32 protein-coding genes and 2 pseudogenes are annotated in these 25841 nt (G+C 58.7%); 18 read left to right on the plus strand and 16 right to left on the minus strand.

Annotation, left to right across the window (positions count from 1 at the left end; translation table 11 throughout):
• The first annotated feature begins 183 nt into the window (after positions 1 to 183).
• Positions 184 to 663 (plus strand): GNAT family N-acetyltransferase, encoded by a 480-nt coding sequence (locus OKW43_RS28215; RefSeq protein ID WP_429451067.1) that lies wholly within the window; start codon positions 184 to 186, stop codon positions 661 to 663.
• Between the two features lie 13 nt (positions 664 to 676).
• On the opposite strand, the gene OKW43_RS28220 is transcribed toward OKW43_RS28215, so the two are convergent.
• The 3 genes from OKW43_RS28220 to OKW43_RS28230 form a co-directional block, all read right to left on the minus strand.
• Complete coding sequence (locus OKW43_RS28220; RefSeq protein ID WP_187639149.1) at positions 677 to 940, minus strand: hypothetical protein; 264 nt, start codon at positions 938 to 940, stop codon at positions 677 to 679.
• Between the two features lie 87 nt (positions 941 to 1027).
• Entirely contained in the window at positions 1028 to 1639 is a 612-nt protein-coding gene (locus OKW43_RS28225) for a hypothetical protein (protein ID WP_429451069.1), read from the minus strand.
• 159 nt (positions 1640 to 1798) lie between these two features.
• Positions 1799 to 2104: an acylphosphatase gene (locus OKW43_RS28230; RefSeq protein WP_187639151.1), complete on the minus strand. Its 306-nt coding sequence runs from the start codon at positions 2102 to 2104 to the stop codon at positions 1799 to 1801.
• 681 nt (positions 2105 to 2785) lie between these two features.
• On the opposite strand from OKW43_RS28230, the gene OKW43_RS28235 reads away from it, so the two are divergent.
• Positions 2786 to 4423 (plus strand): recombinase family protein, encoded by a 1638-nt coding sequence (locus tag OKW43_RS28235; RefSeq protein ID WP_429451071.1) that lies wholly within the window; start codon positions 2786 to 2788, stop codon positions 4421 to 4423.
• Positions 4424 to 4789: 366 nt separating this feature from the next.
• Positions 4790 to 5770, plus strand: a complete 981-nt coding sequence (locus OKW43_RS28240; protein ID WP_187639153.1) for a plasmid partitioning protein RepB C-terminal domain-containing protein — start codon at positions 4790 to 4792, stop codon at positions 5768 to 5770.
• Positions 5771 to 6041: 271 nt separating this feature from the next.
• Here the strand turns inward: OKW43_RS28240 and OKW43_RS28245 are convergent, their stop codons facing one another.
• The 5 genes from OKW43_RS28245 to OKW43_RS28265 form a co-directional block, all read right to left on the minus strand.
• Positions 6042 to 6302 carry a hypothetical protein gene (locus OKW43_RS28245; protein WP_429451073.1) on the minus strand — a complete coding sequence of 87 codons (261 nt, stop codon included), beginning with the start codon at positions 6300 to 6302 and terminating at the stop codon, positions 6042 to 6044.
• A 775-nt stretch (positions 6303 to 7077) separates the two neighbouring features.
• Complete coding sequence (locus tag OKW43_RS28250; RefSeq protein WP_187631690.1) at positions 7078 to 7281, minus strand: cold-shock protein; 204 nt, start codon at positions 7279 to 7281, stop codon at positions 7078 to 7080.
• A gap of 494 nt (positions 7282 to 7775) precedes the next feature.
• The gene (locus tag OKW43_RS28255) at positions 7776 to 8192 is read right to left on the minus strand and encodes a hypothetical protein (protein WP_187639157.1); all 417 of its coding nucleotides are present in this window, start codon (positions 8190 to 8192) and stop codon (positions 7776 to 7778) included.
• Positions 8193 to 8562: 370 nt separating this feature from the next.
• Entirely contained in the window at positions 8563 to 9303 is a 741-nt protein-coding gene (locus OKW43_RS28260; RefSeq protein WP_187639158.1) for a 3-ketoacyl-ACP reductase, read from the minus strand.
• Between the two features lie 241 nt (positions 9304 to 9544).
• Positions 9545 to 9748, minus strand: coding sequence for a hypothetical protein (locus tag OKW43_RS28265; RefSeq protein ID WP_187639159.1), 204 nt, complete (start codon positions 9746 to 9748; stop codon positions 9545 to 9547).
• Between the two features lie 1311 nt (positions 9749 to 11059).
• On the opposite strand from OKW43_RS28265, the gene phaP (OKW43_RS28270) reads away from it, so the two are divergent.
• The 6 genes from phaP (OKW43_RS28270) (at position 11060) to OKW43_RS28295 (ending at position 14551) form a co-directional block, all read left to right on the plus strand.
• Positions 11060 to 11635: a TIGR01841 family phasin gene (gene phaP / locus OKW43_RS28270; protein WP_429451076.1), complete on the plus strand. Its 576-nt coding sequence runs from the start codon at positions 11060 to 11062 to the stop codon at positions 11633 to 11635.
• A 701-nt stretch (positions 11636 to 12336) separates the two neighbouring features.
• The gene (locus OKW43_RS28275) at positions 12337 to 12606 is read left to right on the plus strand and encodes a hypothetical protein (RefSeq protein WP_187639161.1); all 270 of its coding nucleotides are present in this window, start codon (positions 12337 to 12339) and stop codon (positions 12604 to 12606) included.
• Positions 12607 to 12841: 235 nt separating this feature from the next.
• Positions 12842 to 13114, plus strand: a complete 273-nt coding sequence (locus tag OKW43_RS28280; RefSeq protein ID WP_187639162.1) for a DUF1488 family protein — start codon at positions 12842 to 12844, stop codon at positions 13112 to 13114.
• A 154-nt stretch (positions 13115 to 13268) separates the two neighbouring features.
• On the plus strand, positions 13269 to 13538 hold the full coding sequence (locus OKW43_RS28285; protein ID WP_429451079.1) for a hypothetical protein: 270 nt from the start codon (positions 13269 to 13271) through the stop codon (positions 13536 to 13538).
• A gap of 384 nt (positions 13539 to 13922) precedes the next feature.
• A complete protein-coding gene (locus tag OKW43_RS28290; protein ID WP_187639612.1) occupies positions 13923 to 14234 on the plus strand; it encodes a hypothetical protein in 312 nt (103 codons plus the stop codon).
• 53 nt (positions 14235 to 14287) lie between these two features.
• On the plus strand, positions 14288 to 14551 hold the full coding sequence (locus OKW43_RS28295) for a hypothetical protein (protein ID WP_376776530.1): 264 nt from the start codon (positions 14288 to 14290) through the stop codon (positions 14549 to 14551).
• Between the two features lie 70 nt (positions 14552 to 14621).
• Here OKW43_RS28295 and OKW43_RS28300 read toward each other — a convergent pair whose 3' ends face one another.
• From OKW43_RS28300 to OKW43_RS28310, 3 genes are all read right to left on the minus strand, one after another.
• The gene (locus OKW43_RS28300; RefSeq protein ID WP_187639610.1) at positions 14622 to 15380 is read right to left on the minus strand and encodes an H-NS histone family protein; all 759 of its coding nucleotides are present in this window, start codon (positions 15378 to 15380) and stop codon (positions 14622 to 14624) included.
• A gap of 93 nt (positions 15381 to 15473) precedes the next feature.
• Complete coding sequence (locus tag OKW43_RS28305) at positions 15474 to 16211, minus strand: MYXO-CTERM sorting domain-containing protein (protein WP_312893026.1); 738 nt, start codon at positions 16209 to 16211, stop codon at positions 15474 to 15476.
• A gap of 99 nt (positions 16212 to 16310) precedes the next feature.
• A complete protein-coding gene (locus OKW43_RS28310; protein WP_187639613.1) occupies positions 16311 to 16649 on the minus strand; it encodes a hypothetical protein in 339 nt (112 codons plus the stop codon).
• 348 nt (positions 16650 to 16997) lie between these two features.
• Here OKW43_RS28310 and OKW43_RS28315 point away from each other — a divergent pair, with 348 nt between their 5' ends.
• The 3 genes from OKW43_RS28315 to OKW43_RS28325 all read left to right on the plus strand — a co-directional run bounded on the left by OKW43_RS28315 (position 16998) and on the right by OKW43_RS28325 (position 18610).
• Positions 16998 to 17315 (plus strand): hypothetical protein, encoded by a 318-nt coding sequence (locus OKW43_RS28315; RefSeq protein ID WP_429451082.1) that lies wholly within the window; start codon positions 16998 to 17000, stop codon positions 17313 to 17315.
• A gap of 57 nt (positions 17316 to 17372) precedes the next feature.
• Positions 17373 to 17609, plus strand: coding sequence for a hypothetical protein (locus tag OKW43_RS28320; protein ID WP_246530544.1), 237 nt, complete (start codon positions 17373 to 17375; stop codon positions 17607 to 17609).
• Positions 17610 to 17971: 362 nt separating this feature from the next.
• Complete coding sequence (locus OKW43_RS28325) at positions 17972 to 18610, plus strand: sel1 repeat family protein (protein ID WP_187631684.1); 639 nt, start codon at positions 17972 to 17974, stop codon at positions 18608 to 18610.
• Between the two features lie 64 nt (positions 18611 to 18674).
• Here OKW43_RS28325 and OKW43_RS28330 read toward each other — a convergent pair whose 3' ends face one another.
• Both OKW43_RS28330 and OKW43_RS28335 read right to left on the minus strand, forming a co-directional pair.
• On the minus strand, positions 18675 to 19037 hold the full coding sequence (locus OKW43_RS28330; protein ID WP_429451085.1) for an H-NS family nucleoid-associated regulatory protein: 363 nt from the start codon (positions 19035 to 19037) through the stop codon (positions 18675 to 18677).
• A 643-nt stretch (positions 19038 to 19680) separates the two neighbouring features.
• On the minus strand, positions 19681 to 19908 hold the full coding sequence (locus OKW43_RS28335) for a hypothetical protein (RefSeq protein ID WP_187639294.1): 228 nt from the start codon (positions 19906 to 19908) through the stop codon (positions 19681 to 19683).
• Between the two features lie 128 nt (positions 19909 to 20036).
• Between OKW43_RS28335 and OKW43_RS28340 the strand changes: the two are divergent.
• Positions 20037 to 20237: pseudogene (locus OKW43_RS28340) on the plus strand (HU family DNA-binding protein); the annotation flags it as partial.
• A gap of 95 nt (positions 20238 to 20332) precedes the next feature.
• Here the strand turns inward: OKW43_RS28340 and OKW43_RS28345 are convergent.
• Positions 20333 to 21259 (minus strand): H-NS histone family protein, encoded by a 927-nt coding sequence (locus tag OKW43_RS28345; protein ID WP_187639296.1) that lies wholly within the window; start codon positions 21257 to 21259, stop codon positions 20333 to 20335.
• Between the two features lie 307 nt (positions 21260 to 21566).
• Between OKW43_RS28345 and OKW43_RS28350 the strand changes: the two genes are divergently transcribed.
• Both OKW43_RS28350 and OKW43_RS28355 read left to right on the plus strand, forming a co-directional pair.
• The gene (locus OKW43_RS28350; protein WP_187639297.1) at positions 21567 to 21890 is read left to right on the plus strand and encodes an H-NS family nucleoid-associated regulatory protein; all 324 of its coding nucleotides are present in this window, start codon (positions 21567 to 21569) and stop codon (positions 21888 to 21890) included.
• 350 nt (positions 21891 to 22240) lie between these two features.
• Entirely contained in the window at positions 22241 to 22471 is a 231-nt protein-coding gene (locus OKW43_RS28355) for a hypothetical protein (RefSeq protein WP_429451088.1), read from the plus strand.
• Between the two features lie 246 nt (positions 22472 to 22717).
• Here OKW43_RS28355 and phaP (OKW43_RS28360) read toward each other — a convergent pair whose 3' ends face one another.
• Positions 22718 to 23299 (minus strand): TIGR01841 family phasin, encoded by a 582-nt coding sequence (phaP, locus tag OKW43_RS28360; protein ID WP_187639299.1) that lies wholly within the window; start codon positions 23297 to 23299, stop codon positions 22718 to 22720.
• 778 nt (positions 23300 to 24077) lie between these two features.
• Between phaP (OKW43_RS28360) and OKW43_RS28365 the strand changes: the two genes are divergently transcribed.
• From OKW43_RS28365 to OKW43_RS28375, 3 genes and pseudogenes are all read left to right on the plus strand, one after another.
• A complete protein-coding gene (locus OKW43_RS28365; RefSeq protein WP_187639300.1) occupies positions 24078 to 24341 on the plus strand; it encodes an XRE family transcriptional regulator in 264 nt (87 codons plus the stop codon).
• Positions 24342 to 24493: 152 nt separating this feature from the next.
• Positions 24494 to 24688: pseudogene (locus OKW43_RS28370) on the plus strand (cold-shock protein); the annotation flags it as partial.
• Between the two features lie 304 nt (positions 24689 to 24992).
• On the plus strand, positions 24993 to 25172 hold the full coding sequence (locus OKW43_RS28375) for a DUF2934 domain-containing protein (RefSeq protein WP_187639302.1): 180 nt from the start codon (positions 24993 to 24995) through the stop codon (positions 25170 to 25172).
• Positions 25173 to 25451: 279 nt separating this feature from the next.
• Here OKW43_RS28375 and OKW43_RS28380 read toward each other — a convergent pair whose 3' ends face one another.
• The gene (locus OKW43_RS28380) at positions 25452 to 25721 is read right to left on the minus strand and encodes a response regulator (RefSeq protein WP_429451090.1); all 270 of its coding nucleotides are present in this window, start codon (positions 25719 to 25721) and stop codon (positions 25452 to 25454) included.
• Positions 25722 to 25841: the final 120 nt, after the last annotated feature.

The raw sequence follows: 25841 nt of genomic DNA on the forward strand, positions 1-25841 counted from the left end.
CGGATGCTTGAATACTCGGAGTAAAAGCCCCGACGCCTCGCACCACCGATAATGACACGGAGCATCGAACACTCGAATCTCCCGTCCTGCGAGTTAGAGCTTGCGGGCATGCTCGCACGCGCATTCGCGCTTGACCCTCTTGCCCGCTATGTTTTTCCGGACGACGCGGTTAGGAGACGTCACTTGGTTCTTCTTTACCGACTCTATCTGCGCTTCTTTGCGCAGCATGGGCAGGTGCAGGTCAATGACTCACTTACAGCCGCCGCACTGTGGCTACCCCCGGGCCGCTATCCGCTGACCTGGGCGCAATACCTCCGCTTGTTGCCGAAGATTCTATCGGCGACGGGGATTGCCCGTTTTCCAGCGGCAACGCGTGTATTGGACCATCTAGATGGCATGCATCCAGCGGGCAAGGAATTCCGGTACTTAGGCGTGCTGGGCGTAGACCCTGCCAGCCAACGCCTGGGGCGTGGGAGCGAGTTGCTACGCGCAGGCCTTCGAGTGTGCGACCACGAGCGAATTGCTGCGTATCTCGAGACTGCCGAACCCGCCAATCTGCCTTTTTATGCACGGTTTGGCTTCGTCAAACTGAGTGAGTCCCGGCTACGCGATGGTCCGACGGTCTGCGCTCTGTGGCGCGACCCCATCAGGAATCGCCTCTAACGCAAGTTCATCATCACTTTCCATGAGTCGGCAACCCCAACTTCAACGCTATCCACGAACCGACAATGCCGCCCACGACCGCACCAATTATCGTGAACAGAAGCTTCAAACTTTCCGTGGGTAGAATGGACTCAATTTTCTCAAAGGCGGTTGGCACCAGCCCTTTGTTGACAAACAGGTCGTGCCCAAGCTTTGCCGCGATAGACGCAGGTGAAGCTGGGTCGTCAAGCGACCCAAGCCACTCCTTTCCGAGCGCGGTGCGTAAATCATTCGCCACTTCCGGGCGCTCGCTGTCAGCGATTACGCCTGCACAGAACACGCACACATGGCCGTTGAGGGCTTTGTATCTGACGTCTCTGAGCTCCTAGTTGAAGTCGAACATACAGCCTTTGGTCCCAAAATGCATTGAGCTGTCGAGTCTAGGAACAGCAAGCGCAGCAGCTTGGCGCAAAAGCATGGCTAGAAATAGCTCAACTTCGGTCGGCGGCGCCATTGTGCGTCTCCACCCGCCCAGCGCAATCAATGCGACCACTGGGGCGCCGTCCGGCTTGCGCGCGGAATACCACCTGTGCTCGAGGAGTGCAGTGGAAAGAACGACAAAGTGACTCGGGGACTCTTCCTCGCACCGGAAGAGCGCCCTTCTGCTTTCGAGATGCGCCCGTTCCCGCTCGCCGAAAGATTCGAGCAACTGTTTATTCTCAATTTCCTCCCGAGACAGAAGCGGCCCGTAGGAGCTCATGAGTCGCGCCATGAGCGAATCGGCCGGAGGAGCGGGGACAAGTTCAAATTCAAAGCTTTGTTGGACAGCGTTCAGATGCAGTATCAAATATCGCAGCGCAGGCGAATCTCTCTTCCCCAAAGGCTCCGTGACGACACCCATTCGAAGCGCACTCGCCGACTTCTTCTCCCGTGGGAATAGCGTCCAATCGACGATAGCGGTACCTACGAGCGTCGCGACATGCTTAAGCTTCGCCACACGGCCTCCTCGAAGTCACGTTGACCGCCCAACGTTTCATCGTTGCGCACTTGTCCTCCAACACAACGAAGGCCCAAGAATTGTAACGAGCTCGCGTACCCTAGAGTCTGCAACTATCGACGGAGGCTTCCCAGTTGTTGGCAACCATCTGGACATCACCTAGATTGTCGCGGCGAGCTTGAATTCATCGAATCTGGCTACCGGTGGCAACAGCTCCCGGACTTCGAGCCGGTCCACCAGAGCTGCATGAGTACCGTCGACGAGCCAATCGCAGAATCGCTCAAGTTCTTCACCTCGGCCTTGCAACACAGCTTCGACCGAACCGTGCATCCGGTTGCGCACCCAACCGGTGACCCCCAAAGCCGTGGCCTCCTTGATGCAAGCCTGTCGGTAACCTACACCTTGCACGTGACCATAGACCCTCGTCAGTATGGTCTGCAAATCGATATCGAATTGTGGCGTCATGGTGCACGCAACTCAAGGCTGGAAAAAACGCGGCGCAATCGCTTTTGGGCTGTACCGTTGTCATCCAGTCTGTCGGCGATAGGAGTCCGGCACATAAGGCACTGCTGGACTCCACGCATTCGAGCAGTTTGGCCAACCTGTGTTGTGCGTCTGCCCAAAGGCCGCACACTGTCCGACAAACTCCGAATATCACGCGCATTGGCCAAGAGCGCTGACTCCGGCCCACCCGCGCCAGGAGACGAATATGGGGCGGTGACATCTCCACGTTCCGCGACACTACGCCATGTTCTCACTCGAACGTGCATTCATGACATGCCCCCAATATCGTAGACAACGGCCAATAGATTACAACCCAAAGAGGACGTCTTGATGCGAGAAGCGGCTGTTGTCAAAGTAGTAGTCGCTGCCCACCGCTTGTCATCGACTTGTCAGAAAGCAAGCTAGCGAAGAAACAGGGAAGCATCGCGCGCCCGGGAATTCGACTTCGTTTATTTAACCGCATACCCGACACACGCGCTCAGGTCGCGAACGAAATAAAAAATTCATCTACGGGTTCTCTCAAAGAACCCAAGGGTCACACAGTTGGGGCCCCCAATGAAGGGCCCGGAGTTTGACGTTTATGCTCCTTGACTTGTCTATCCATCGAACTATCACTAGTACCGCGCAAGACAGGAGACGGACATGCTCTCATGGGCTGGTACATCGCCCTCCCTCGAGGGCAAGCTCGCAGCACAGTACGTGCGCATGTCTACGGAGTTCCAGCAGTACTCGACGGAAAACCAGAAGCGGGTCATCGCAGAGTTCGCGGCCGTGCAGGGGCTAACTGTCATCGCGACTTACGAAGACGCCGGTAAAAGCGGTGTGTCGTTAAAAGGGCGGCAGGCTCTCGTTCAACTGCTTCGGGACGTACAGTCGCCTGGCCGTGCCTTCAGCGTTGTACTGGTGTACGACGTTAGTCGGTGGGGACGCTTTCAGGACGTCGATGAGAGCGCGCACTACGAGTACGTCTGCCGACAGGCAGGTGTGCAGGTCGTGTACTGCGCGGAACTGTTTGGCTGGGATGGCAGTCCGGCGGCGGCGTTAATGAAAGCGCTCAAGCGAGCAATGGCGGGCGAATACAGCCGTGAACTCTCCCGAAAGGTTTTCATCGGCCAATGCCGACTTGCCGAGCGAGGTTTTTGGCAGGGAGCAACTCCCGGATATGGACTGGAACGGGTCTTGGTCGCGTCGGACGGGACCGTTAAAGGTGCTCTGCGCCCGAGGGAACACAAAAACATCAAGACAGATAGAGTTATTGTGAGGCCCGGTGAGGCTCATGAAGTGGCGCTCGTTCTGCGCATCTACGACTGGTACGTACGTCAAGGGCTCGGATGCAACAGAATTGCGGAGAGACTGAATGCGTTCGGCATCTGCAACGCGTATGGCCGCCCTTGGAATCCCCAGCTTATTACCAGCATTCTGAGCGGCGAAAAATACATCGGAAATAATCTCTACGCCCGGACGTCAAGTAAGCTCGATGGCAACTGGCAAAGGAATCCCGCGTCGGAATGGACCCGTTCGGTGGGCGCTTTTCAGCCTCTCGTCGACCACGGTACGTTCGAAACAGCCGAACAGATTCGAACGAACAGGACAAGAAATCTCAGCGATGAGGAGCTTCTGGAAAAGCTTCACGACTTTGTGCTTTCCGCCGAAGTCGTCAGCGCGAGAGAAATCGACCGAACCCCGTCGATGCCGGCGGAAAAGACCTATTGCAGGCGATTCGGCAGCTTGAATATTGCCTATGAGCGCGTCGGATATGAGCCACGTTACTATCGCCCAGGTCCTGATGCCTTTCAAGCATCTCGAACTGCCTTGCAAGGCTGCATTCAAAGGACGACTGACGCGTTGGTGGCCCAAGGCCATCGTGTGGAAATCTCCAAGGACGGCACCACCATTCGGGTAGATGAGGAGCTGGTCGTCAGATACACGGTTCGCCTGATACGTCAGTACGACCGTCACAGCCCGCGCTGGCGAGCGCGGTGGCCGACCTACCGTTCTCCCGACCTTCTAGTCGTATTGCGGCTGGACTCCGCACTTCAAACCCCGCTCGACTTTTATGTGTTCCCGCGGGGCAGTCTGGCGCCCGGCTACGACTTCTCGCTGTCCATCCGAAGCGGAAGTAGCGGGCCTTTCGAGACGTTCCGCTATCCCGACGAAAGCATTCTTCTTGAACTGGCAGCGCGGTCTCACATGGAGGCATACGATGGAAGGCAATCCTCTGATTCCAATCACGAATATTCCGGTCCAGCAGATTCGGGTGCTGAATCCACGGACCCGTAGGCAGTCCGCGTTGCTGGAAGCGTACGAGAATGGAACATTGAAGGGCCCCCAGCTCGCAGTTGTCCGCAGGCTGTTGAGCCGACGCATGAGGTCGGGTGGAAAGGCTCCGCCTGTTTTCTCGGGGCCGACCGCTGCCCATCGTCGCGAACTGGCTCCAGACCAACTACGTCGTCTCTATATGCGAGAAAGTGACCGTCAGAGGGTCCTCGCAAAAAAGGTTGAGTTGACCCATGCACGACTGCTATTCATTGTTCATGCGATGCGGCAGTTGATGCGCGACGAAGGATTCATCAAGCTGCTGGAGCAAGAGGGCCTCACGAGTCTTCCCCGAGTTCTGGACCAACGTATTCGCGCCGGGGGGCAGTCATGAACAAGCTGCCAGCGAAACCCCTGAAGGTCGCGTTTGAGAGCCAGCCGGTCGTGCTACAGCTGAACGCGCTCGAGTCGTCAAGGCCGCTCCCGCACACCGCTACGTCGAGCATAAAGTTCCTGCAGATTCTCGCCTCCGTCGCGACTGTTGGTCTCGTTGAACCCCTGATTGTGGTGCGAGTCGCAGATACCGACGACAGATTTCGCATCCTCGATGGGAGACTGCGGATAGAGGCTATGCGCCGCCTGGGGATGAACGAAGCCTTGTGCCTCATTGCGACAGACGATGAGGCGTACACATACAACAAACACATCAGTCGGCTGACATCGGCGCAGGACGCACGCATGATTGCAAAGGCAATCGAGCACGGTGTACCACGCGAACGGATAGCGTCAGTACTAGGCATTGAGGTCAATACAGTGAAGCGCAGGGCAAGGCTGCTTGATGGCCTATCGGACGAGGCCGCTGCGCTGCTTGCAGACAAGGCCTGTCCGGCGACAACCTTCAAGGCGCTGAAGTTGATGAAGCCGTCGCGGCAAATGGAGGCTGTCGAACTTATGTGCGGGCAAGGAAACTTCACGTCCGCCTTTGCGCGAGCGATTGTCGCCGCCACTCCGCCGGAGCGGCTTGAGTGTGATGCTGGTGTTCGCGGGAAACGGGGCAAGGAAGTCGCGGAGCAGCTTGCCCATCTCGAGCGTGAACTGGCTACGCTTCAGACGACCGTGGCTCAAACCGACGAACGATATGGCATCGAGCATCTACATCTCACCGTGTCCGCCGCTTATATTGCAACGCTCGTTAGCAATGAGCGTGTTAGCCGTTGGTTAAAGGACCATCATCCTGATTTCGCGACGCAATTTGAGACCATCAGCCAGGAAACGCGGGATGCTCGGTCCGGGTCGGATTCCAGCGGACCGAGGTCGAAAGACTTTCACGGAATCGGGGAAAACCGGCCCGGTGTTGCCTCACCTCGATAACTTGCATTGCCGCATCAACGACAGTCGATTGCCCAAGTGCAACGGCTAGTCGTCGCGACAACGGTTTTGCGAACCACGGGGAACCTGCAAGGGAGCACCCGGCCCTAGCCCGCGGTTCGCGTCTGTTAGGACGTCCGCGGTGGCGGAACTGCCCCGGAGGCGCCCTCAAACTGCGTTAGCCGATGTAACGATTCAGCGCTTCGCTGAAGCCGCTCGGCAGCGCTCGGCGAAGGTCGGCCCATACGACGACGCACGCGACGAGGAGCAACCGTCATGAGCGGCAGCGCTCAGGCACATTCTTCAAGGTGAGCGGTTCTACGGCGAACCGGCGCGACCCAGAGAAAACACGCGGTACTGAGAGCAGGATAGCGGCGTCAATCAGAGCCGTGGCGAGCGCACCCATGAGTCCACCACCGAGGCGAAGACCGCACCACATCGTCGAGCTACGCGCCAATGAAAGCGCCGATAGTGACTTAGTCAAACGGTTGGTCTGGTAAAAATCTCCAATCACAACCACACAAAATTTGTTCATTGCTGCACCTCTCCTCAGGATGTGAGGCCCGTTGCCCCCGCTATATAAACGTGCGAGCCGTCGCCCCGCTGACGTCACTTGACTCGTCGGACTGTGACAATTCGTGTTGCTAAGGAACCGGTCCAACTGAATCAACGGCCTCCTGGCGGAACCTGACGTCGAATTCGTTTTTTGGAGATGGCACGCATTTTGCGCGGATACCTGAAATCTGGTGTCATTTGGAGGACGTCATGATGACGGTATCGGTTCTGGCACTTGCTCTTGCTCCTGTCCTGCGCGCCCTCTACGTGCGGAGGCACCTGCGAGGGTCGACGTTGGTTCGTCGCGACAGGAAGGGTGCGCTCAGCTACGAGGTGCGACGGCGTGTGTGCATGGAAGCATTGCCCCTGCACGTTTCCGAGTATCCCGTCCCCAGAGAGGTGCGTCTCCGTGTCCTCCGGCTCGCTAGTTTGGTGCTATCGAGTACGGAGCGCTCCATTGCCCTGCCTTCCGAGGCCTGTGCGCGCCTCGGGAACATTTCCGCCCAGGAATTTGATGACCACTTTCCGAATTGGCTGCAGCTCGGCCAACCCGAGGCGGGTAGCGCTATGTTCGGTCGCCGCCCGCTGTGGGCACTGGAGAGCAAACGGATACCGGTCAAGGGTCAAGCCTGGTGAGAGCGGAGCAAAAAAATCTGCGTTCGCTAAAGCGTCGGCGTAGCACAGGCAATCCGACGCTCGAAATGATAAATGGCCCGCAAGGGGCCATTTGTTTGCCAAGCCGACGGGTTACCCGGTTACAGCGGCTGGATGCTCGCCGCCTGCTTGCCCTTCGGTCCCTGCTTTACCTCGAAGCTGACTTTCTGGTTTTCCTGCAGCGACTTGAAACCGCTCGACTGGATTTCCGAAAAATGTGCGAACAGGTCCTCGCCGCCGCCATCCGGCGTGATAAAGCCAAAGCCCTTCGCATCATTGAACCACTTGACGATACCTGTTGCCATTTTCCTGATGTTCCAAAAAAGAAGTGTGTTGGTGACACGTCGCCAGCGCAACGCCCCACGTGAATCGACGTTTTAACATGAGAAAAACGGAATTAACAATAGGAGTATTCGAGATGCCAGGCCTTTTGTACCCAGTTGAGAACAAAAAACCTGCAATGCAGGCCGGAGTCGATTTGCTCCGACATGCGCCTATTGCAGGAACGCTGCCGCCGGAACGCGTTCACGGCGTGACGACGGGTCAAGGCGACAATGACAACCGGCCCCACACGAGTCGGCAAAATCGGAATCTGAGTGCCGTTACAAATCAAGCATAGGCCACCGAGCGGCTTGAGTACCTTCGTGCATGGCCATGTTCCGACAAGGTTGACGTTGCCCCAAACAGCGCAGCTGCGCTAGTGTGGTCTCGCCGTGCACTGTCGCTGAGCCCAGTTTGGCTTGCACGCCGAAAGTCGGCTGCCCCGTCAGACTGGGCCGCAGGTCGTTGCAGCAAGAGTCTATTCGGAGCCAGGCGTCGCACCCGCATGTAGTGCGGCGACGAGCATCGCGCAACGTTCTGAATCCGCCTCTTCTCCTGCGAGCAATTCCTGCTCAACCGCACGTCGGAGTAACTCGGGAACGGCGTCGCTGAGAGCCTGCGACAGTCGGTCGAGCGTTCGTTTCTTTCGACCATCCAGGACGGCTGCCAACAGCACCGCGAGCTCCTCTGCAATGGCTGCGGCGACCGGCGCGAGTGCGGGTCCGAGTTTGTCGCCCGTCCCGGGAATTTCCGACTGGTTGATTCTCTTCAATGCAGACTTGCGGCTTGTGGCCATGGTCAGCTCCATAAAATCTTCGGATAGCTTGCCTCGGCGCCCAGTATTCGCGGGCAGCTCCATTGATGCGCGAACGTCCGTCGCTTCCACGCCGAACATGTACGCCTGATGTCACTGTGCGGCGGACCGCTATCAACCGCCTGCGTCGTGTAATGCCGCCGCAAGCGTGGCGCTGTTCGACGGTCCAAACGATGAAATAAAAGACGCTTAACCCGTTAAAGCGACCCGGACGACACGGCTCATGTTGGCAAGCTTGTGGCGGAGACCACTGCGCATCCCGTGAAAACGCGAACGCCACTTTTCCCCGAAAGACGCCGATGAGAGTCGATGCGGTTTATGGCCGCATCGCATCGCGGACGCCCCGTTACCAGCAAACGCGTCGCGAGGCTTTGCGCCCATCGTCATCCGTCCTTGCGCGCGACTACGGTGCTTTCAGTTGTTGCTCACATGCGCCGGCGTCGCGCAGGCCTCAACTCATATGGAGCCCACCGTTCAGTGAGAAGTCTGCACCCGTCGCGAAGGCTGATTCGTTGCCGGCAAGCCACGAAACAATCGAGGCAATCTCCGAGGCCTCTCCGAGACGGCGAACCGGGATGCTCTGGACGATTGCATCCAGTACTTCGGGACGTACGGCACGAACCATATCCGTGCCGATGTATCCCGGTGAAACCGTATTCACGGTAATGCCCTTCGTTGCCACTTCCTGGGCAAGCGACATCGTGAAGCCGTGAATACCCGCCTTGGCAGTCGAGTAGTTCGTCTGGCCGAACTGCCCCTTCTGGCCATTCACGGATGAGATGTTGATGATTCGCCCCCACTCCCTGCTGACCATCCCCTCGATGACCTGCTTGGTGACATTGAAGAGGCTGGTCAGGTTCGTGTCAATGACATCGTTCCAGTTCTCTCTGGACATCTTGCGAAACGTGCCATCCCGCGTAATGCCGGCGTTGTTCACCAGCACGTCAATCTCGCCGACGTCCTTCTTCACCCTGGCAAACGCAGCCACGGTAGACTCCCAGTCACTGACATTCCCTTCGGAAGCGGTGAAGGAAAATCCAAGCGCCTCCTGCTCCTTCAGCCATCTTTCCCGCCGGGGAGAGTTGGGTCCACAACCGGCGACGACCGTGAATCCGTCCTTGAACAACCGCTGAGAAATTTCTGTACCAATTCCACCCATGCCGCCGGTGACATAAGCGATTCGCTTTGACATGTTCTTACCTCGGTTGTTGCGGTTAAGAATTGAAACTTGTAGTTCGCCTGCACGTATGCGGCTCACGCTGCTTGGCGAGCGTTGGTCGGCGGTAAGGCCGTACCTTTCAGCTTCCGGGCGGCAGGTTTGCGAGCAGACACAGGTACTGGCGGCGCGCTGGGTACCTCCTCTGGCAAACGGTCGCGCTCAATAAAGCGCTGGAGCACCTTGCCCCCAGCGGCTTCCCGCGCTGCTCCAGTCTTCAGAGAAGGGCGTGCGCAAATGCCTTCAGGTCGTCGCGTCGGTGCGAGGCCTCGAAGTGAAGAATGGTTTCCCTCACCGCCGCAAGCATGCTTTCCTCGTACAGCGTGCTCGCGATATGCGAGGTGCCTCGCGACAACTCCATCTCGCACTTATTGAGGCGCGGCGCCTGGTCGAACGCCGCATCTTGTTTAACTGCCTTCACATCGATTCCCTCCGGGTTTGCGGAAGAGACGCCTGCTGTGCCGCATCAGAAATGCGTACAACTGCATCATTGCGGGCGCGATGCCGACCAAGCTGCGAACATCAGAACGAATGGGCATTTACGGGAAAGAGACTCCATTGACCCACGATTACCACGAGATGCGAATCAGGCACCCTGAGGCTGCCCTGTACAAAGCCAGTGAACATCGAGCTGGAGCACAGTAGCGAGACGCATACAAGCGTTCAGCGGCGGGACGGTGATTCCGCTGCGCCAATATTGCACGTCGTCTTCCCTCACGCCTAACCTCTTCGCAGCGCGGGCTGAACGGATTCCGGCCCGTTTGAATGCCCTGTCGAGGCGTGCGGCCAACGCGCGCCTGAGGCGGTCGTCCTCGACGCTACGCTCGAGGTGGCCAATATTTTGTAGATGTCGATTCATCGCTTGGGTCTCTCAGCTTTATTCTTTATAGATTTCAGCGCCGGTTTGTTCGCGGCGACGAGTGACGTTACTGGTTGGCCATGACAGCTTCGTGACTCCTGTGGCGCACCTACAGCACCTTGATAGCACTCCGAAATTCCATCCTCGTTGGCCGCACAACTATTTACCACACCGGACATCGGCGTCAAACCAAAAACAATTCCTGGCAAATCTTTGCGCAACATTAAGCCGTTACCTCGGATTTCTCCGCTCGCGCAATGTGGCGAACTGCCCTGATGACTTCAATCACCCCGTCCATTGAAGCTCCAATGACAGAGCTTCCCCGACCTTGTCCGAACTGGTCACGCTAAAACGATGCGGCCGATGACGTTTTCGCGCTGGGTGCGGATTCGACGGTGTGGCACCCAGGATTCCTCGATGCCTCAACATCGAAGCGCAACCCGTGCACCAGCCTTCTGGCGAACATTGGGCGTGCCGCGTCGCGACCAGCAACTGCGTCTGAACGCGCGAGCGGAAACAACTCTGCACATCAGGTTCCTTAGAACTTCGGAACGAGGATGACTGTACAAATTTTTTGCCGCACTGCACAAGTACGCGTAAACCCCAATATCTGGGAATCTTGCGCTATCCGTCTGTTTAGGGTTTTCACTTAGATTTGTGTTCCTCCAATGCCATAAAGACTTTCAGCGTCGTCCGCACGGGCCGCGTACCATGCGGGCCGAAAGGCCATTGACATTCGGCCACTCCTCTCTAGAATGATTTTGCTGCATCGCATCAATCGGTCCATTTTTGCGGCTCTTTGTCGCTCATAGCCCGCGATTCGGTTCATTGGGCCGTGGGACACTGGTTCCCTCACCTTCTATGGAGTTAGTGATGAACAGTATTACTCCGGAACAAGTCGTCGCCGCGCAGAAAGCCGGCGTTGACACAACGTTTGACCTCCTGACCAAAGCGTTCAACGGAATCGAAAAGCTGGTCGAGCTGAATCTGCAAGCGGTCAAATCAAGCCTCGCGGAAAATCAGGAAATCCTGGTCAACGCGTTTTCAGCCGGAGAGCCGCGGGCGTTGTTCGCACAACAGTCAAACCAGGCTCAACCAGCCATGGAAAAAGCACAGTCGCACTGGCGTCACGTTTACGAAATTATCTCCAGCACTCAAGCCGAATTCGCGGCGGTTGCCGAAGCGCAGTTCAGGCAGTACCAGCGCGATGCGCAGGGCTTCGTCGAGAACTTTGCGAAAAATGCGCCGGCAGGAAGCGAAACCGCTGTGACGGCATGGGAGACGTTCATCACGACGGTAAGCGAGACGGCGAACACGGCATATGAAACTGCGACGAAGGCCGCAAAGCAGGCGGTAGAGACTGCGGAGAGCAATATCAGCGCGGCGGCTTCGACCTCGGTCAAGCGGACTCGACAGCTTGCAGCACCGGTCGAAAGCAGTGAGAAGTAATAGCGTTTTATCGTAGCTCACTGCTGTCAAATCGTTCAGGCGAGCACCCCGCCCGCCTTGCTTGCGGGGTTGCCGCCTGTGGCGCTCGGAGGCGCCCGGTGCGCCTCGCACGCCGTCACGGCACTCGTCTCCTGCGCCAGAAATTTTCAGGCGCCGTTGCGCAGGTCGCCTGCCGTAGCTTCGTTTGATTTCGTCCGGCATCCATCACGCGAAGTGACCACTTTCTTCGAGGCCGCAGGCACATCGAGGCGAGTGCCACAGGGCAACGCCGAGCCGACGGTAACGAAACTGAAGGAGGAGCGGATGAACACGGCAGAAAGGTCCCTGCGTTCGCTGGTTGAAAAATGGCTGACGCCAGCTGCGGCGACGCCGATTCGGGTAACCCGATTCAGTCGCACAGGCTCTAGCCGCGGACGCTACGCACGCGTCGAGGTACAGCGACCGGAAGGTTCGGTTGCGCTTTTTTTCTTCCGGCACGATGACGGCACATGGCAGGTGTTCCCGCCCGGGACCCGCGGGCCAGGAGTATGTGCTGGCGCTAGCGCCGTGTGATTGGGTCGTCGCAGCAGCCTGTTTGTTGCATTGCTTGATTTCAAGCCCTGACCCATATTGTTATATTTTTCATACCAGTAAAGATGGGCGAAACCATTTTTTCCGGACATATGCCGCAAAGCAGAAGCAGGTAAATCAGAGCGCACGCAATGACCTTCACTGACAGAAACCCGACGGGCATAAGTCCCTACACGTTCCGTAATATCGCCCCCGCGATTGGCCATCTCGAGCAGGTGCTGGGCGCGGAAGGAGCGCAGTCTCTATTCACCAGAACTTACTGGCGCAGGCGCGTGCTTCAGGCACTTGCGACGCAGGGTCTTTCACCGAACCAGCAACAACGACTGCAGAGACTGCTGGAAAGCATCGATGCATTCCCGCCTGAAATATCCGTCTCCAGTTCGGAACTGTCGATGGGTTAGGCCAACCGGCAGAGGGCTCGCACATCCAGGCGGAACTCGCCTCATCGATAGCACTTTGGAGTTTCTATTGCACCACGCCATCGAAGTCGCGAGTTGGTCGCCGATGCAACTACAAGGGAAGAAAATCTCGACAGCGGTCAACCCCGGGGGCCGTCTGGCTTACTATTGACCGGGTATGCCAGCGGGTGCTCTCGGCGGCAATTCTGCGTTTGGTCAATAAGGACTCTATACAACTATGGACGACACCCTCACCGCGGAACCCTGCGTTTCATCAGACGGAAAAGTGGTCGCTTTCGTTGCATCTATTCGCAACCGGTCGGTGCAATGCTCAATCACCCGCGACGCGCTCGAACAGCATTTCTGGTTGCCGGCCGGCGCGAACCAGGCGCGCGTATTGAAAGCATTTGCCGACGGACGACAGCGCATAATGGCAGCCGTCGAAAGAAGAATGCTCAAGAAAGCCGGTGCCGCGGTAGCCCTAACCACTGCAGACTTTGCAGGCAGATGATGCAGTTCTCGCCGCGCACCATCCGTGATGGTTGTGCAGTGACCGGACGCAGCGTAGGTTCGCAATCAGTGCATCCGATGCCTCGGGCAACAACGGTTATCGACCCTCACCGACGTGTTTTCGAAGCACGAGCGTTTGTTCGTTAAAAGCGACGATGACGATGAAAGTAAAAGCAGTATCGGCGGAAGCATCGGCCCTCGAGCGAGTCGTGAGCGCTGCGCGCGAGGTACAGGCCGCATCGCAAAGGCTGGAAGCACACTACCTGCAGTACCCCGATGAACCGCGGACGACGCTGGAGCTGGCGCGATTTGCTGCTGCCATGCAGGAGCTAAAGGACGCGCGGGAAGCCTTCGACGCATTGGTCGCGAAGGGCGCCCCACCCCTCACCGTAAACAGGAAGATAGGGATGGCACGGCGAACGTGATTGCAGGACGTCCGCCCGACACACAGTGGAATTCAACTATATAGCGATAGCAACGGCGAACCAGGCGGAATGAGCAGGCGAATGCGTGTCCCGTCCCCGCGCGAGACAGATACCGCGCCTTGGACCGCCGCGAATGTCGTCCCCACGAGGCGGTCGTTTCGACGCATATGTAGTGTGCCTGCTGGCATCGGCCGTTTGCAGTTGTGCCAGCAGCAGGCCCGCTCGATGCAGACCGAGCGTCACTCTCATGGACCGGTATCCGCCGTAAGCCGGTAACCCAGTGTTACCAATCTCGCACCGCCGTTTCACATGTGTCCGGCATCGCTCCTTACGCTCCGAGCCGTAGTCACTGACATTGCACTCAATGTGCGAGGAGTAGCGAAGATGAACAAGAAAATTCTCGGCGCAGCGCTCGGTCTGGCAGTACTGGCAGCATCAACAGCAGCATCGGCACACGTCGACGTCGCCATCGGATTGGGCATCCCCGGAGCCGTGTATGCGCCGGCAGAGCCAGCGTACGCACCGCCACCTGCCGTCGTGTATGCTCCCGCACCTGTCGCCGTCGCGTACGGTGGTGACGACGACTGGCGGGCCCGTGAATGGCGCGAACGTCGCGAGTGGCGTGAACGTGAATGGCGCCGCCAGGAATGGCGTGAGCACGAGTGGCGCGAGCATCGCGATTGGCGCGGGTATTGAAACGACGCCTGAAGGCGCCACATCCGGAAAATCCGACCTCAGAGTACTTTTGAATAAAAACTAGCCCGATACGAATCGCCTTGATTGCAGCGATGCTGTGCTTCGCAACGGCAGGCACGGCAAACGCCGCAGGCTGCCTCAAGGGCGCGGTGGTAGGCGGAGTCGCCGGGCATTACGCCGGGCACCACGCTGTCGTTGGTGCAGTCGGTGGCTGCATGGTCGGCAAGCACCTTGCGAAGCAGCACGCTCAAGAGCAGGCTCAACAGCAAGCTGCCCAACATCAAGCTGCCCAACATCAAGCAGTACAGGCGCAATAAAACGTCGTCGGCGTGGTGTGCCCGGTGGAACCCAAAAGTCGCTGTTCCACCGGGCACCTGACAACTACATTTAAGTCGTCAACTCGGCGCTAGGCTCGACTGTGGCCACCGGAGCGGGCACGGCCACGCCCTTGCGCGGCGCTTTCTTGGCCGGCACCTTCTTAGCCGGCACCTTCGCGCTCACGACCTTCTTGGCAGCCACTTTCTTCGCCGTCGGGGCTTTCTTCGCAACAGCTTTCGTGACCGCCGGTTTCGCATCGCCCACCGCCGCAGCGCCGCCAATCAAGAACTTCGACCGGTCTTTGGCACCAGCCAACCAGGCCGGCGCCGGACCGCGCCCGCTCCACATTGCGCCCGACTTGGGGTCACGGTAAAGCGCCGGCTGCGGACCTTTCCGCTGCCCCTTGCCCACAGTCGTACCAACCGACTTCGATGCCGCCTTCTTGACCGCAGTCTTTGCCTTGCTCACCTTTGCCGCGCCTGCAGCGACGACTGCATCAGCGCCATCCTGAACCAGGAATTTGCTGCGGTCCTTCGCGTTCGCAATCCAGCCCGGAGCCCTACCGTGCCCGGACCAAGTCGCACCGGTTTTCGGGTCCTGATACTTCGCCGCAGAAGAAGCCTTCGTGACGACCGCAGCCTTTGTCCCGGGCTTCGGTCCGCGTTTCTTGCCACCAGCGTGCGCGTCAATGTCAGCAGTAGTCAGTCCGTGTTCTGCCATCAAGTCGCGAATCTTTTCGATAACACCCGACGACTGCTTCGCGACGAGCGCGTCTGCTTGCTTCTGAAGTTTCTGGATTTTTGCTTGCAAGGATTCCAGGGTGGGCATTCCCGCCTCCGTAGTTGAGATGCCGCACTATGCCACGCGCAAGACGCAGTGCGCTACTTCTAGCTGGGTGGCCGAATAGATAACCGAACGTTTTTAGTGATTCCTCGGCGCGCCGCCGCCCTTCTTCCTACGTCTGAAAACCACGCCGAAGCCAACCGCGACAAGCAACGCCAACATCAGGCCACCACTCATGCCGGTCGTGCCGCGAGAGTCACTCGGACTGGAAGCACCAGAAACGACAGCAGGCGAAGAGGCTTGCGTTGCGACCGGCTGCGGGAGTGCCACACCAGTTGCACTTCCTTGGCGAACCAGGGAGGCTTCCGAGGTCGGCGATGCCTGAGATGCTACGGAAGGAGCTACGTCCGGGGCAGGGCCGACGGGAGCCATAGCGGTAGACGAGGCCATAGCGGGAGCTAGTGCAGCGCGAGAGTTGGCATCGGCGGTCTTGGCCATCACCTTCCACTGGGCAAATACGCCGTCGATACAGTGGACGTCGGTGCATGCATTCCGCGATTGCCTCCAATGGGCGAGCTGTTTGGCAGAAAGTTTCCCAGCACTCAGCAGAGCCTGCTGCTGCGCGACGATATCGTCGTATTCATTGTTCAGGATGGCGTGGTCGCATATGACGCGCTCAGCCGTTTGCCGCGTGGTTGCACATTGGATATCGCTCGCCCATGCTTCGGTTGAACCAAGGGCTGCGATATACAGCAGCAATGCCAAATGTCGTCTCAGATGCACCGGTTCCCCCTTCACGATTCGGCGTATTGCGGCGGGCACCGCGTAGTTATCCAAACCCCCTTTGAGCCGGAATGCCGTGGACAGTATCTCCACGTCCGAATTCCCGTAACTCGCGCGTGCGTACGCGCTGAACGCCGAATTCCCTAGGCAGCATCAACGAAGTGTTCCAGCTCGCCAGCAACGAGCCATGGTCTATTCGGTTGAAAAGACAACAGCCGCCATGCCGGCGACCTCCGTGAAGCTTCGTGCGAAGCGATAGGCTTGACCGCCGATTTGCATCGCATTTACGCCCGAAGACGTTGATTCGAGCATCCGATTCGCGAGCGCTGTCGAAATTGCGCCAATCTGCTTCAGGTCTTCGCGTGGGCCGTCGGGGTCACCCAAATAAACGGTGCAGACGTCGGTCGTGTGTCGCATCATCACGACGCTTGAAGCTCCGTCAAGTGACCGTTCCAGGTATCCGGCGAGTGTCTGCAGCGATTCCGGTACCTGCTCTGGCCGGTCGCCCGCCAGGTTATCGTCATCCGTCACTTTTGCCTCCCTTGCCCGATTGGCCATGTGACCGTCTTGCGCCTTCTTTGTTGCTGCCATCATGGCACATCGGCGCCCGAAAGTTTGTTGCACCTGAGATTACATCGCAGGAAGCGCGTGTCGGCTGCAACGTTGCAGCCCTACCGACCAGCGTGCGAACAGTTTTGGTCTCTGCGGTTGCAGGGGATGCCTTGCCAGCCTGAGCGCCGTGGGCCGGTAACCCTGATGCCACCGGTAATCCCGTGTTACCAATCTCGCACAGCCGTTTCGCTTGTGTCGGGCCTGGTCTCCTACACTTCGAGCCATGTTTGCTGACACGGCACGCAACGCGTGCGGGGAGTAGCGAAAATGAATAACAAGATTCTTGGCGTAGCACTCGGTCTTGCTGCATTGGCAGCGTCAACTGCCGCGTCGGCACACGTCGACGTGGGCATTTGTATCGGTATCGGTATCCCGGTCGGAGTCTATGCGCCGGCTGAGCCAGTGTACGCACCCCCACCTCCCGTCGTGTATGCTGCCGCACCTGTCGCCGTCGCATACGGCGACTATGACGACTGGCGCGCGCGGGAATGGCGCGAGCGTCGCGAATGGCGGGAACGTGAATCGCCTCGCCACGAACGGCGTGAGCACGAGCGGGACGACCGTGGTCGCTGGGGCGGGTATTGAAACAGCGCCGGGAAGCATCGTCGTCCCAAAATAACTACAACCTTCGAGTATTTCCGAATGACAACTAGCCTCATGAAGATTGCCTTGGCCAGCGCTACTCTGGCGCTGGCGACAATAGGAACGGCGAATGCCGCTGGCTGCCTTAAGGGCGCGGTGGTAGGCGGTGTTGCAGGCCACTATGCCGGTCACCATGCGGTCGTAGGCGCCGTTGGCGGCTGCGTGGTGGGGCACCACCTGGCGAAGAAACACGCCGAACAGCAGTCTGCCCAGCGGCAGACAGCGCACGCGCAATAGCAAAAAACCGCGGTCGGCCGCATCTCATAGCCGCCGCAAACAGCGTCCAGCGACAGGTCCACTTATCCCCACATTTTGTTGGCAAGGCTGTGGACAACGCGCTGGCATCTAGCGTAACGCCCTGATGTCAATGCACAAACCTCCGCCGATGCAATCGCAGCACGATTGACTTCGCCAGGCGCCTCAGCATAGTGGACGCAAGCAAAGCCGCGACGGAAAAATCAATGAGAACCTTGCTCGGGCAGAGCGGCAGTCACCGACTTGAGCTATAGCGAACACAGCCCCGCCCGGCTTGGGGCATCGGACAGCAGTAGCGGTGAGGTATCATTGTGCGCATCACTTACCACAGGACGCGAAATCTGATGTCTGTAGATTCCAGCTGGTTGGGCCAAATTGAACGTGAGTGGGCACAACTTCGCCAGAGCGACCCGGCACTCGACATAGAAAAGTTCTTCCGGCACGTTGTGTCAGCGAACAAGGTTGGATTTCTTTCACTTGAATCAATCGCGGCCATTGCGAATGGCTTGCTCACAAGCCCGTTGCCGGGCGCACCGTATCTCGGCCGGCGCCTTCTTGAACGGGTTGGCCCTGACCGGCACCCGTCGCTCCGGGTCGCCCTTGCACTGTCTCTTGTCACGGAGACAGGTGGGCCTGCCGATTTCGAGGGCGGACACGTCATTCTGGGCGATGTCCTCAAGGACGATATGGCGACCGACCCGCTTCGCGGCATGGCGGCAGCGGCTCTTGCGGACAGCGCGAGGCTTGGTCGTGGCATGGACGCCGACCTTGAGATGGCCAAGGACATGTATGCCACGGCCTTGGAGCTTGGACACCGGTCGGCCGCGTATAACTTGGGCTTGTATTGGGAGGGACGCTGGGGTACGAGTGCTCCCGGCGACGTCGTCCCCGACAGCACAAAGGCGGCACAGGCCTACAAGCGTGGTGGTTCGAACGCAAAATGCGCCGCCCGTCTGGACGCATTGCGGACCCGTTCGAGCTAAACCACGCCAATCGCGCGTGCCGACGCAAAAAAAGCGAGCTCTGTGTGCTCGCTTACACGGTCGATTAAGCAGCCGCAGCTTCCGGTGCAGCCGCGACATTCGTCGTCGTGCCCACCTTTTTGGCGCCAACCAGTTTCTTCGCCGGTGCCTTCTTCACTACCGCCGCCTTTGTCGCGGGTTTCTTCGCGACGACTTTCGGCTTGCTCGCAGCGCCAGAATCTGCAACTCCGCTAACGCTAGCAATCAGAAACTTTGCCCGGTCTTTCGCACCGGCTAGCCACGCCGGAGCCGGCCCACGTCCGCTCCAGGTCGCGCCGCTCTTGGGGTCACGGTAAAGCGCCGGCTGCGGACCTTTCGGTTGGTCCTTTCCAGCAGTTGCGCCGACAGCTTTCGATGCCTTCTTGCTCGCATTCTTTGCCTTGCTCATAGCACCCGCAGTCGTCGCGACAGCCGCTTCGGCACCGCCTGCAATCAAGAACCTATTGCGGTCTTTGGCTTCAGCAATCCAGGCCGGCGCGCGGCACCTTGGATTCGACCGGCGGCAATCACCCTTCCGACGGGTCCGCGAACCCCAGCGGGATGAAAAAGCCCTAATGAAACAGTGTTGCAGTACCACGCCACCTGCGGCGGAGTCCGGCGGACGTCACCGGGGCTTCTGCCGACGCGGCGCCCCCTCGACGCGCTCCTGCGGCGCGCCGCCGACAGCGCCTGCGACATTCAGGCCGCGAAGGCGAATGTCGCAGCGAACGTAGCGCGAATCACAGAGACCCGCGCCGCCTACCTGCCGTCACTTTCCGTGACGGCCAGACCGGCACGAGCCTGGTCCCGGGCACGCTTCGGGCGCGGACGGATACGCGTCGTCCTAGGTGACTGACAAAACAGCAGGCGTGCCGCCTGGGGACACCGGGGGGAATGAGCGTTCCCGCCGCGCTGACAAACGGGTCACCACCTCCGATTTCGTAGCACGTGCGCGCCGTGCGTATGGCGTCGGCGTCCCCCGCCGAGAGCGTGTCCTGGACCGCAGGAGACTCAATTGCCGACCGTTGGTCGGCAATTTTCATGGGTGCGGCTTAGCCGCCCCCCGCCAGCACCCGTTCGAGCGCCATCGACCTGGCCGCTTCCTCCGCTTGCTCGGCCGTATCGAACACACTGCCCGACACATGCACCCGGTGCCACTCCGGGTTATCAGACGCGTCACGGAAAATGCGAAAGCGCGCGCAGTAGCCACGTGGCGTAGCCGGTATCACGTCGATGTCGACGGACGCACCTTCTATCTGATGCCTGACGAAGCCGTCCATGCCACCCTCCTGACGCCTGCGTTGTACGCAGAAATCCTAGCATGATGGTCGCGCTGCGGTACGTGCGTTGCAGCAAATCACCGGGCATCAATCAGACGCTCGATGACTTGCACACTCGTTCGGCTTGATTGACATCAGTCCACAGGAAGGGCGCGAAGGAGTTCACACTGCCCGGTCTGCTGAAGGTTGTGGCTCAGGACGTGCCCGCCAAGAAGAAGCGCTTCGGCGAGGACCCGTTCACGGGTGAAGACAGGTGGGTCGCCGCGAAACCTGCCTCAGTGCGTCTGAAAGTGCGGCCGCTGAAGAAGCTGAAGGACGCGGCGCTCTAAATCGAGGCTTGCAGAAAAAACGCCCCTCGCGACGGAAGTCCGAAGGGGCGTTCGGCTTTGGACCTGGGCACGGAGGGTGCCCAGGCACCACGTCGTTACGCTGTTGCCTGCACGGTCACAGACGCCGGCGCAGCGGCGACGTCAGGCTCCGCGACCAGCGTTTTGGCAACTGCCTTCTGCGCCGGCGCTTTCTTGACCGCCACCTTCGTTGCAGCCGGTGCCACCGTTTTCTTCGCCGCAACCATGTTGCTCGCAGCAACCACCGCCTTCGTCGCCGGCGCCTTTTTAGCCGTCACCTTCTTCGCGACGACGGTTTGCTTCGCCGGAGCAACCTTCGTTGTCGCCACCTTCTTGACTGCAGCTGTCTTTGCAACAGCACTGCGCTTGCCAGCGGCGTTCGGCTTGCTCGCCTTGTTCACAGCACGGGTTTCTGTCGTAACCGCACTGGCGCCTTCAATCAAAAACTTGGTGCGGTCTTTGACGGCAGCCAGCCACGCAGGTGCCGGACCACGTCCGCTCCAGGTCGCCCCGCTTTTCGCGTCGCGATATTTGGCCGGTTGCGGGCCTTTGCGCTGCCCCGTGTGAGCGCCTGCGCTACCGACTGCCGATGCGTTCTCGACCGCAGCCTTTGCCTTGCCCGCCGCATCCGCAGTCGCTGCGACCGCAGCGTCGCCATCTGCAGTCAGGAACCTGGTTCGGTCCTTCACGTCCTTAATCCATGCCGGAGGACGCCCGTGCCCACTCCACGTGGCGCCAGTCTTGGGGTCACGATACTTTGGTGGCAGTCCACCCTTTGTCTCGGCGGCGGCCTTCGCCTTTCCATTCGCAGCGCTGGCACCGGGCTTGCGCCCACGCTTCTGTGCGCCACCGACGTGCGCATCAATATCTGCCGTCGTCAGACCATGCTTCTCCATCAGAGCTTTGATGTTTGCAAGAACGGCCGAAGATTGCTTTGCAATCAGTGCTTCGGCCTGCGACTGCAGCTTCTTCATCTTTTCCTCGATTTGTTCGAGTGTTGCCATATGGACTCCCTTTGTTGTTGATTAACTGGCCGCACTATGCCACATGCGTGCATACTATTGCTATGAGTTCATACGGTGCCCGAAGGTTCTGTATCAATCCAAACGCGCGAATACGGCGTCGAAGAGCCGGCGTCCTGGTTCTTCAGGCGGAAAGGGCCGCTTGCGCCTACCCCTCCGCGAATCCCATGATGCGGCAACCTGCCACGGTCGCAACGCCCGGATTTTATGGGCGCAACGCTTGCGCAGGGCAACTCACAATCGACGTTCGAAAGAATGCCGGCCAATTGATTTAGACAGGGAATAATTCATGGACGAGCGGAAGCGAGACAGCATGATTGCTTATCTCCGTCGCCGGATGGAGGAGTTTGGCATTGAGCCAGACGACTTGGCACTAGCATTAGCGAGCGACAAGTTAAAACAGAAAGAAGCGCGCTACCATAGTGCGACCGGAGACACGTGGAACGGCGAAGGGGAAATGCCTCGATGGCTTAAACAGGCAATTAGCGCCGGTCAATCCATCGAACACTTTGAATTGTCGTCAAAGGCGGCGCCGCCACGAACGAGCCGCGAACCGGCGGACTGGATGAATGACCCGTTTGCGGGAAGTCCCCTTGCGCGGCCTCGCGGCTAACGCTGCATGTGTTTAAGCAGCTGGAGCGCAGAGGAAAGGGGCTGAGATTGAATCTGCCGGTTGCTCTGACGTTAGCCTTTGGCTTGCCTGCCACGAAGCAAGTCGAAGGTTTGATGTCCATTAACTGCAGCGGCCCAAAAGCACTCGCCTGTTCCCGTACGGGAAGAACATCAACGCTCAATTAAACTGACCCTGAGCGCAATGGAGAAATCAGTCTGATACGCAAACCGCGACGGAGCCCCCCGGTGAATGATTGTCGGCTGTTGTTCTCCCGTGATACAAAGAAAATGCCACGTTCAGCCGAACGGTTGATACGAGTCACCGATACAACTCTTTGGAAAATACAGGAAATGGCAACTGGAACAGAGAAATGGTTCAACGACGCGAAAGGCTTCGGCTTTGGGCTGACGAACGACTTGATGACGTTATGCTGGTGGCTCTTGGGTTATGCGGCGGAGTCCGATAAATCGCGAGCATTTGCTGCCGGCTTTGACTACCACCTGACCAAACCCCTGTCTCTCGAAAAGTTGCAGTCCTTACTGGCTAACCGCGCCGACGGGAAACTCGGCGGCACTGTCTAATTCGAGCATCCGAGCCGACAGGCACAGGGCCAGCTCTAACCAACCGCAAACAGCATCTTTAACGCTTAGCCCCCTTTTTCTGTTACTTACGCAAGAGCTCCGCTCCTGCGGAGGTCATCTTAAAAAGACTTGTAAAAAGAGCCCCACGCAACTTATGGCTTTATATGTCAGCGGCCAGGTCGCAGTGTGTGGCCAGGCGCGTTAGCTCGCCACGCCGGGCGACCACGGGCTCAACGTTCCTTCAAATTATTGCTTCGCCGCCTTCGCCGCTTTTGCTGCTTTCTCGACTGCCTGGTCAGCTGCTTCGGTCACCTCCGATGCGGCTTTTGTTGCGGCGTCCAGGTTACTTTGTGCGACTTCGACTGCCTGCTTCGTGGCCTTTTGCACGCTTTCCTGAGTGGTGTCGGCCAGCGTGACAGCTTGTTTCAGAAATGCGATTGTGGCTTCGGAGCCGACCGGGGCGTTTTGCGCGAGGTTCTCGACGAACGATTGAACCTGGCGGCTGACCTCCTGGTACCGCGCATTGACGACCTCTGCCAGCTGCGTTTGCGTGGTCGACGCAATTTCCGCAACCTGACGTTCGTACGTCAGGACCTTCTCCGCCGAGTGCAGCGCCAGCGCGTCTTGCAGACCGGTAACTTCCTGTCGGTCCTTTTTCGCCAGCCTGTCTTGCTCGCGTTGGCGCCAGTCGGCAAGCGTCGTTTTCGCCGTATCCAGATTCAGTCTGACGAGCTTTTCCTCGCCCTCCAGCATTCTGCTGGCCAGGCCGAAAAAGAAGTCAAGATTAGCTTGCTGGGCTGTAGCAGCCTGTCTCTGAAAATCACTCATATTCGCCTCCAGAAGATGTATGCCCGACGCCCAGCATGTTCGCCAACGGTGACCAACTGATGAAGCGCGCCGTCTGCAAGCTCACGGGTCGGCTGCATTTTCGACACCGGCGCCGCAGGCGTATTGGTCTCGGCCGCGAGCCCGTACAACGTCCTCAGCGCTGGGCTGCGTAAGGGTGCTCTGCGGACGTCGACAGATGCAGGAGCTGCAAACGACGAAAATTTAATTACAGGGCGGTAGCGGCGGGGGCGCCAATTGAATCTGCCTATCCGGGGCACCCTTGAAGAAGGGTGTTTCTTTTCTCGCCGCCACCTGCCGGATGCGTCTGCGCCCTTATTGCGATGGCGCTTTCGCCGGAGACCATCATCGCGATGTGTGACGAGGTCGTGGAACAGCACGCCGCTCTCTTTTCCACGCAAGCAGATATTTCGCCAGTGGAACTTCCGGGACCCGCTGGTGACCAAAGCCGGTGACGCACGAACAGGTGCCGACCTTCGGGTAAGTTTTCCGACGGACCTACGTCTGTGAGCGTTGCTGTCCGCGTACGGGATAGGGAAAACGGTATCCGTGTCGATTACACCGGGCATTTAAAGCGTTAACTCAGAGCGGGGAAGACGCGCCGCAACGGGCGTTCAGGTGCAGTGAAGTTCACGCGAACGACATGCCAGCCCGAGTGATGGCGTTCGACCGCAAGCATCAACATCGAAGTCGTGTCACACCTTCGTAGCCTGAAGTACGTAGGTTTGGTGACGATGAGTTACACGGAGCATTGCACGTCATGAATCGTCGTCTGAATCTTGATGTACATCTGCAAGACACTCTCAAACACAACGGCTCCAGGCGGGCCTTCGCAGCACGACTGGACATGACCATCAAGCGCGCCAAGGTGACCTCCAGTCGGGTGGCCAGGTCACTCGGCGTATCGGAACACGAAGTGACCCTTTGGCGCGCCGGAGTTACCGTTCCGAAGAGTACGGATTGTGCGCGCCTGTCTGAACTTCTCGACGTGGACATCGTCTGGCTATGCGCCGGTCAGGCGTAAACGACAGCATGTCATGGCAGTTCTCATCGGATACGGCCTCGCAGGCGGTTCGGCTTGTCACAGCGATAGGTCTTTTGATGGTACCGGCGATATCTGAAGCTTGATGGTACCGGCGATATCTGAAGCCGCCAGCCTTTTCGATTTTGGACACAATGACGGCAACCGGTACAAAGTGGTTCAATGATGCCAAGGGTTTGGGTTTCATCACGCCGGACGACGGCGGGGATGACCTGTTTGCCCACTTCCCGGAAATCAGCGCAAAAGGGTTCAAGTCGCTGCAGGAGAATCAGAAGGTCAGCTTCGACGTGAAGATGGGGCCGCAAGCAAGCGCTAATATCAAACCGGTCCAGGAGATAGTCTGTCTCTTTGCCGCCTATGGCGCCGGTTCGTCAGGCATCGTACTTTCAAGGCCGAGTCGACCAAGAGCGCCTGTCGAAAAAGTAAAATCCGCCAGTAAGCGCCGAGATTCGAAACCAACGCGAAGCGGGCGGCGGCGTCATCACGCATGACTCGGACGCCAATTGCTTCGACACGTTCGCCGGCGTGGGTCTTTCTGCTTTCGCGTCGATGCTTTCGCCTTCCGCTGTGAAACTGGCACGCTGAGCAACTTCACAAGTAGCTGCTCGCGAAAAACCTCTGGAGGATTGTGCAATGGACAACATTTCGCGGGAAGAGAAGATTCGTGTACGGGCCTACGAGCTCTGGGAAAAAGACGGCAGCCCCGACGGTCGCGCCGACGAGTATTGGGAGCAGGCGCGGGCACAGATAGAAGAGGAAGAATCCGAGGCCGACGGGAGCGGAGCCGACCTGAAGGGTCGGCTGCCGTTGTGACGAAAACTGGCTTGGCGCTGGCGAAGAGCCGCCATAGACCGCTTGGTCGAGTTGCAATTATTGAAGGCGGAGCTACGGCAGCGTAATACTCGCAACGAGCCTCTTGTTGTCGCTTTGCGCCGACACTCGACGTTCCGGACGCTATCCCGCGTGGCTGGTGTCCTGCCGCACTACGCTCCTGACCGCGCGGCTGATTTGGCAGGTTAAACAGCGTGCCTCCGCAGCGACATCGTTGTCAGTAAGCCTTCTTCATTCCGCTGCTGTCAGAGGCCGGCGCATTCATTCCCCCTTGTGCATTTTCGGCTTCATCTGTTTCTGCGGCATATCCCCCGACTTACCCATGGTGTTCAGGCGTCGACACAATTCGACGCCATCGAGGCGCGGCATCATCCAGTCGGTCACTATGAGACCGGGACTCTCGATGGCAGCGACGGCGAGCGCGGCCTCCCCATCGCCGGCTGTGAGCACGCGGTATCCTTCCCGCTCCACCAGCAGTCGACGCGGACGCAGAATATTCGGGTCGTCATCAACGAGCAGTACTGTCGCCAATCCAGGTGCCGCGTTCGTACAGAAACGGTATTGTTCAGTGCGGCAATAGTCATACCCAGGCTTGTCTGCATCCCGGATGGCGTTCTTGTTGCGCAGGTCTTTGTGGTGCAGCGCCTACAA

The organism is Paraburkholderia sp. WC7.3g (genome assembly GCF_050436345.1).
GTDB lineage: Bacteria > Pseudomonadota > Gammaproteobacteria > Burkholderiales > Burkholderiaceae > Paraburkholderia > Paraburkholderia podalyriae.

What these genes read in the sequence shown, in the direction of transcription:
- OKW43_RS28245 (WP_429451073.1), bottom strand. Translation starts at nt 6,302, where the DNA reads ATGAACAAATTTTGTGTGGTTGTGATTGGAGATTTTTACCAGACCAAC.
- OKW43_RS28280 (WP_187639162.1), top strand. Translation starts at nt 12,842, where the DNA reads ATGGACGACACCCTCACCGCGGAACCCTGCGTTTCATCAGACGGAAAA.
- OKW43_RS28365 (WP_187639300.1), top strand. Translation starts at nt 24,078, where the DNA reads ATGAATCGTCGTCTGAATCTTGATGTACATCTGCAAGACACTCTCAAA.
- OKW43_RS28350 (WP_187639297.1), top strand. Translation starts at nt 21,567, where the DNA reads ATGGACGAGCGGAAGCGAGACAGCATGATTGCTTATCTCCGTCGCCGG.
- phaP (WP_429451076.1), top strand. Translation starts at nt 11,060, where the DNA reads ATGAACAGTATTACTCCGGAACAAGTCGTCGCCGCGCAGAAAGCCGGC.
- OKW43_RS28325 (WP_187631684.1), top strand. Translation starts at nt 17,972, where the DNA reads ATGTCTGTAGATTCCAGCTGGTTGGGCCAAATTGAACGTGAGTGGGCA.
- OKW43_RS28285 (WP_429451079.1), top strand. Translation starts at nt 13,269, where the DNA reads ATGACGATGAAAGTAAAAGCAGTATCGGCGGAAGCATCGGCCCTCGAG.
- OKW43_RS28290 (WP_187639612.1), top strand. Translation starts at nt 13,923, where the DNA reads ATGAACAAGAAAATTCTCGGCGCAGCGCTCGGTCTGGCAGTACTGGCA.
- OKW43_RS28345 (WP_187639296.1), bottom strand. Translation starts at nt 21,259, where the DNA reads ATGGCAACACTCGAACAAATCGAGGAAAAGATGAAGAAGCTGCAGTCG.
- OKW43_RS28375 (WP_187639302.1), top strand. Translation starts at nt 24,993, where the DNA reads ATGGACAACATTTCGCGGGAAGAGAAGATTCGTGTACGGGCCTACGAG.
- OKW43_RS28355 (WP_429451088.1), top strand. Translation starts at nt 22,241, where the DNA reads ATGGCAACTGGAACAGAGAAATGGTTCAACGACGCGAAAGGCTTCGGC.
- OKW43_RS28320 (WP_246530544.1), top strand. Translation starts at nt 17,373, where the DNA reads ATGACAACTAGCCTCATGAAGATTGCCTTGGCCAGCGCTACTCTGGCG.
- OKW43_RS28300 (WP_187639610.1), bottom strand. Translation starts at nt 15,380, where the DNA reads ATGCCCACCCTGGAATCCTTGCAAGCAAAAATCCAGAAACTTCAGAAG.
- OKW43_RS28235 (WP_429451071.1), top strand. Translation starts at nt 2,786, where the DNA reads ATGCTCTCATGGGCTGGTACATCGCCCTCCCTCGAGGGCAAGCTCGCA.
- OKW43_RS28275 (WP_187639161.1), top strand. Translation starts at nt 12,337, where the DNA reads ATGACCTTCACTGACAGAAACCCGACGGGCATAAGTCCCTACACGTTC.
- OKW43_RS28330 (WP_429451085.1), bottom strand. Translation starts at nt 19,037, where the DNA reads ATGAGCAAGGCAAAGAATGCGAGCAAGAAGGCATCGAAAGCTGTCGGC.
- OKW43_RS28315 (WP_429451082.1), top strand. Translation starts at nt 16,998, where the DNA reads ATGAATAACAAGATTCTTGGCGTAGCACTCGGTCTTGCTGCATTGGCA.
- OKW43_RS28230 (WP_187639151.1), bottom strand. Translation starts at nt 2,104, where the DNA reads ATGACGCCACAATTCGATATCGATTTGCAGACCATACTGACGAGGGTC.
- OKW43_RS28260 (WP_187639158.1), bottom strand. Translation starts at nt 9,303, where the DNA reads ATGTCAAAGCGAATCGCTTATGTCACCGGCGGCATGGGTGGAATTGGT.
- OKW43_RS28335 (WP_187639294.1), bottom strand. Translation starts at nt 19,908, where the DNA reads ATGGACGGCTTCGTCAGGCATCAGATAGAAGGTGCGTCCGTCGACATC.
- phaP (WP_187639299.1), bottom strand. Translation starts at nt 23,299, where the DNA reads ATGAGTGATTTTCAGAGACAGGCTGCTACAGCCCAGCAAGCTAATCTT.
- OKW43_RS28250 (WP_187631690.1), bottom strand. Translation starts at nt 7,281, where the DNA reads ATGGCAACAGGTATCGTCAAGTGGTTCAATGATGCGAAGGGCTTTGGC.
- OKW43_RS28240 (WP_187639153.1), top strand. Translation starts at nt 4,790, where the DNA reads ATGAACAAGCTGCCAGCGAAACCCCTGAAGGTCGCGTTTGAGAGCCAG.
- OKW43_RS28255 (WP_187639157.1), bottom strand. Translation starts at nt 8,192, where the DNA reads ATGTTCGGCGTGGAAGCGACGGACGTTCGCGCATCAATGGAGCTGCCC.